This window comes from Nonomuraea antri, from assembly GCF_013283785.1.
Lineage (GTDB): Bacteria > Actinomycetota > Actinomycetes > Streptosporangiales > Streptosporangiaceae > Nonomuraea > Nonomuraea antri.
This window is the reverse complement of the sequence record NZ_JABCPZ010000413.1, coordinates 1-4,477: the sequence shown is the minus strand read 5'-3', so window position 1 is coordinate 4,477 and position 4,477 is coordinate 1. Positions and strand designations below refer to the sequence as shown.

Here is a 4,477-nt window from a genome sequence, read left to right as displayed (position 1 = left end):
GGGCACCACGACCTGGCCGAGCCGGTTGCCGGTCAGCCGCAGCGCCAGCGCGGTGCCGCGTTCGCCGGGCCGGGCGCGTCCGGCCACCCACGACAGCGTGAGCGGCTGGCCGACCCCGAGCGCGAACCCCAGCAGCCCGATCACCGGCACCGCCGCGACCAGCCCGCAGAACGGCAGCGCGGCCATCGTCACCGCGGCCACGACCGTGCTGCCCACCAGCACGCCGCGCCGCCCGTACCGCCTGACCAGCCGTTCCATCGTGAGCCTGCTGGCCATGGTGGCCGCCGCGCGCAACGCGAGCAGCCAGCCGACGGCCACCACGGACACCCGGTGATCCTGACCCCAGGCCGGCAGGTAGGCGACCACGAGATCGACGGCCGTGACCGTGGTGAGGCTGGTGACCATGGCCTGCCACATGCCCTCCTGGGCCAGCGTGCCGCGCAGCGCGTAGCGCGCGGCGCCGTCAGGACGCCGCACCGGGGCCGCTGCGCCGACCCGCAGGCTCGCTAACGCGGCCACCACCGCGAACGCGGCCGCCACCGCCAGCGCCGGCCCCACCTCGGCCGCCGCCACGCCCGCCGTTTCCCCCGCTGTGCCCGCCGCCAGGGTGCCGCTGGCGACCAGGGCGGCCACGGGCGGGCCGATGAGCTGGCCGATCGAGGTGAACACGGTGAAACGGGCGTACGCGCCGTCGTGGCCGCCCGCCGCCACCCGGTTGGCGATGACGGCCTGCTGGGCCACGACCGACAGCAAATGCCCCAGCCCGAACAGCGCGTTGAGCAGCACCAGCCAGCCCAGCGTCCTGGCCCCGGTGAGCGCCAGCGCGCTCACCGCGATCAGCGCCCCGCCCAGCAGCGCCGCCGTACGCTCCCCCGACGCGTCCACCCAGCGCCCCACCGGGACGGCCAGGAACAGCGGCAGCACGGCGAAACCCGCGGTGATGAGACCGATGCCGAGGTTGCCCGCGCCGATCTCGATGGCCCGGTAGCTCACCATGGGCCGGGCGGCGAAGGTCGCCGCCTGGACGCAGACCGCCACCACCATCAACGGCCCGAACCAGGACCCCCGCGACATTCACCCACCGCCACCGCACGACCAGCAGAAACCCACCCGCGTCCCGTCACTCAAGGGTGGGACGCCCCAGAAGACGGAACCCGCGAGGTCACATGCGGACGACCATGGTGTTCGAGGCCCGGTCGTGGATGCCACGGTGGTCGCGGTCGAAGATGAGCGCCGGCAGGGCCAGCGCCAGCAGCACGGTCCTGGCCAGCACGGGCGTCCAGCGGGGGTCGCCGCCGTCCATGGCCGCGACCCTGATGCCCATCAGCCGGTGCCCGAACGTCTGCCCCATGAAGCCGACGAGCAGCAGGTACTGCACCGCGAAGACCACCACGGGGACCCACGGCGACTCGGCCGGGTTGACCCTGAGCAGCAGTTGCGCGACGGCCCAGGTGCAGATCATCCAGTCGATGACCAGCGCGCCGATCCTGCGCCCCCATCCGGCGATCGAGCCGCTGCCCTCCTCGGGCAGGCCCAGGCGCTCACCCGGGTACCCGAGATCGACCCCGGCGGCTCGTAGCCCGCCGAGCCAGGTCTGCGTCCATCGCGGCTGATCCTTGCTGCTCATACCGTCAAAGGTAGCCGCCCGTGGCGGCGGTCGGCATCGTGACCCAACCGCGCCATTCGGACGTCATCATGATGCGCATGTTGAACGGGGATGACCTCGACGCGCGGTTCAACGAGCTGGTCTCGCAGATCGACGCCGAGGAGCAGCGCAGGATGCGCGCCGCCGCCGGCAAGGAGGCTCGCAAGGCCCGCGCGGAACAGCCGAGACCGGAGCGCGGACGAGGGCGTGGGCGCGGCGGTCCCGGCGGCCTGGACGACGGCGGCCGCGGGTCGGCGCACCCCCGCCGGCCGCGCCGCATCCTGCTGGTGCTGACCACGGCGTTCGCGGTGGCCGCGGCCGGCGGCCTGGTGGTGACCTACCGCCCCGACCTGCTGGCCGCCGGGCGCGAGCCGGGCACGACGCAGGCGGGGCGGACGAGCGGCGCGATCCCCGAGGAGACCACCCCCGTGACGGGCGGGCCGGACCTCCCCGAGCCCACGGACGCGGCCGCGGCGGCCCCCACCGCCGACCTGTTCGCCGACTCTCCCGCGCGGGACTACGCCGACGGCATCGCCGGTTTCGTCATGCCCAAGGCCGCCGCGGTCGGCGGGCTGTCGAAGAAGGACGTGGCCGCGGGCCTGAAGCGGGTACGCGACCTGTTCGCCGCCGCCCACCTGGACCGCAAGGCGCTCCTGGGCGGCCCGCCCACCGCGTACGCCGAGCTGCTCCACCCCGACCAGGCCCGCTGGTTCCGCAAGGACGTCAAGAAGAAGCCGGGCGTCCGCGGCATGGTGCACAGCTTCGCGCCCAAGACGGCCGAACTGGTCACCGACGTGATCAAGGTGCACGGCACCACGAAGGTCTCACCGTTCAGGCGCGACGGCCTCACCGGCGCGCTGGTCAGGACCAACTACCTGATCGTGTACGGCATCCAGCGCCCGGGGCAGCCCGCCACCGCGATGCGGCTGGTCGCGCACCACCGCGGCCGCCTAGAGATCTTCCGCAGGGGCGACGAGCTGATCACCTGGGTGGTCCGGGGTGACAGCAGCAGAACCCCCGCCCGCTGCGACATCAAGGACGGATACATCCACCCGTTCTACGATGATTCCGCCCCCAGTACCGTGTCGCCCACCGGCGCCCCGCAGAACCCCTACGACCTCGATCGTCCGGAATCCAAAGGCTGCAACCGCTCCACCGGAACCTGAACCACCGCGACACACCCCCGCCGCGGACCCTGACGCTGTGTAACACGTGCGAAACAATCGAGACACCATATGGAAACGGCCACGTCCTAGCGTCGGCCTGATGGCCAGTCCCCAGGGAGGTTCGAGAGTGTTCAACTCCGCCGACGACGTCCTGAAGTTCATCAGTGACGAAGGGGTGCAGTTCGTCGATGTCAGGTTCACCGACCTGCCGGGGACGACGCACCACTTCACCTTCCCGGTAGAGAACTTCGGCGCGAGCGTCTTCACCGACGGTCTCATGTTCGACGGCTCGTCGATCCGCGGCTTCCAGCAGATCCACGAGTCCGACATGTTGCTGCTGCCCGACCCGTCCAGCGGCGTGCTCGACCCGTTCCGCGAGCACAAGACGCTGAACCTGAACTTCTTCGTGCACGACCCGCTCACCGGCGAGGCCTACAGCCGCGACCCGCGCAACGTCGCGCGCAAGGCCGAGGAGTTCCTCAAGGGCACCGGCATCGCCGACACGGTCTACTTCGGCCCCGAGGCCGAGTTCTACATCTTCGACGACGTCCGCTTCGAGACCAGGCAGAACGCCGGCTACTACTACATCGACTCGATCGAGGGCGCCTGGAACACCGGCAAGGCCACCGACGGCGGCAACCTCGGCTACAAGCCGCGTTACAAGGGCGGCTACTTCCCCGTCCCGCCGATGGACCACTTCACCGACCTGCGCTCGGAGATGGTGCGCAAGCTCATCGAGTGCGGCATCGACGTGGAGATGCAGCACCACGAGGTCGGCACGGCCGGCCAGGCCGAGATCGACTTCAAGTTCGGCACGCTGCTCAAGACGGCCGACAACCTGATGCTCTACAAGTACGTCATCAAGAGCACCGCGCTGGAGTACGGCCACACCGTCACGTTCATGCCCAAGCCGATCTTCGGTGACAACGGCTCCGGCATGCACTGCCACCAGTCGCTGTGGAAGGACGGCTCGCCGCTGTTCTACGACGAGGTCGGCTACGCGGGCCTGTCCGACACGGCCCGCTACTACATCGGCGGCCTGCTCAAGCACGCGCCGTCGCTGCTGGCCTTCACCAACCCGACGGTCAACTCCTACCACCGCCTGGTCCCCGGCTACGAGGCCCCGGTCAACCTGGTCTACTCGCAGCGCAACCGCTCGGCCTGCGTGCGGATCCCGATCACCGGCTCCAACCCGAAGGCCAAGCGCATCGAGTTCCGGGTGCCCGACCCGTCGTGCAACCCGTACTTCGCGTTCTCGGCGATGCTGATGGCCGGCATCGACGGCATCCGTAACAAGATCGAGCCGCCGGAGCCGGTCGACAAGGACCTCTACGAGCTTCCGCCGGAGGAGGCGCGCAACATCCCGCAGGTGCCCGGCTCGCTCACCGACGTGCTCAGCGCGCTCGAGTCCGACCACGACTACCTGCTGGAAGGCGGCGTGTTCACGCCCGACCTGATCGAGACCTGGGTCGCGTACAAGCGCGAGAACGAGGTCGACCCGATCAGGCTGCGCCCGCACCCGCACGAGTTCGAGCTGTACTACGACGTGTGACGGCGGGGTTTTCCGGCCTCGGCGATCATGGCTGACATGGCTGCTGAGCTGGAAAAACGTTCTCGTCCTTGCTCGTTGTTTCCCGTCCCTTCTCGTTCTCTGACGGAACAGGAT

Annotated in this window: 4 protein-coding genes; 2 read left to right on the top strand and 2 right to left on the bottom strand. The window is 70.2% G+C overall.

Going from position 1 to position 4,477, the window contains the following annotated elements; all coding sequences use genetic code 11:
• Positions 1-1,074: MFS transporter (locus tag HII36_RS53495; protein ID WP_173531079.1), on the bottom strand; the 1,074-nt coding region annotated here is incomplete at its 3' end.
• An 88-nt stretch (positions 1,075-1,162) separates the two neighbouring features.
• Positions 1,163-1,627: an RDD family protein gene (locus HII36_RS53490; RefSeq protein ID WP_173531078.1), complete on the bottom strand. Its 465-nt coding sequence runs from the start codon at positions 1,625-1,627 to the stop codon at positions 1,163-1,165.
• Between the two features lie 77 nt (positions 1,628-1,704).
• Between HII36_RS53490 and HII36_RS53485 the strand changes: the two genes are divergently transcribed.
• Positions 1,705-2,811 carry a hypothetical protein gene (locus HII36_RS53485; protein WP_173531077.1) on the top strand — a complete coding sequence of 369 codons (1,107 nt, stop codon included), beginning with the start codon at positions 1,705-1,707 and terminating at the stop codon, positions 2,809-2,811.
• 127 nt (positions 2,812-2,938) lie between these two features.
• Complete coding sequence (gene glnA / locus HII36_RS53480; RefSeq protein ID WP_173531080.1) at positions 2,939-4,363, top strand: type I glutamate--ammonia ligase; 1,425 nt, start codon at positions 2,939-2,941, stop codon at positions 4,361-4,363.
• Positions 4,364-4,477 lie beyond the last annotated feature (114 nt).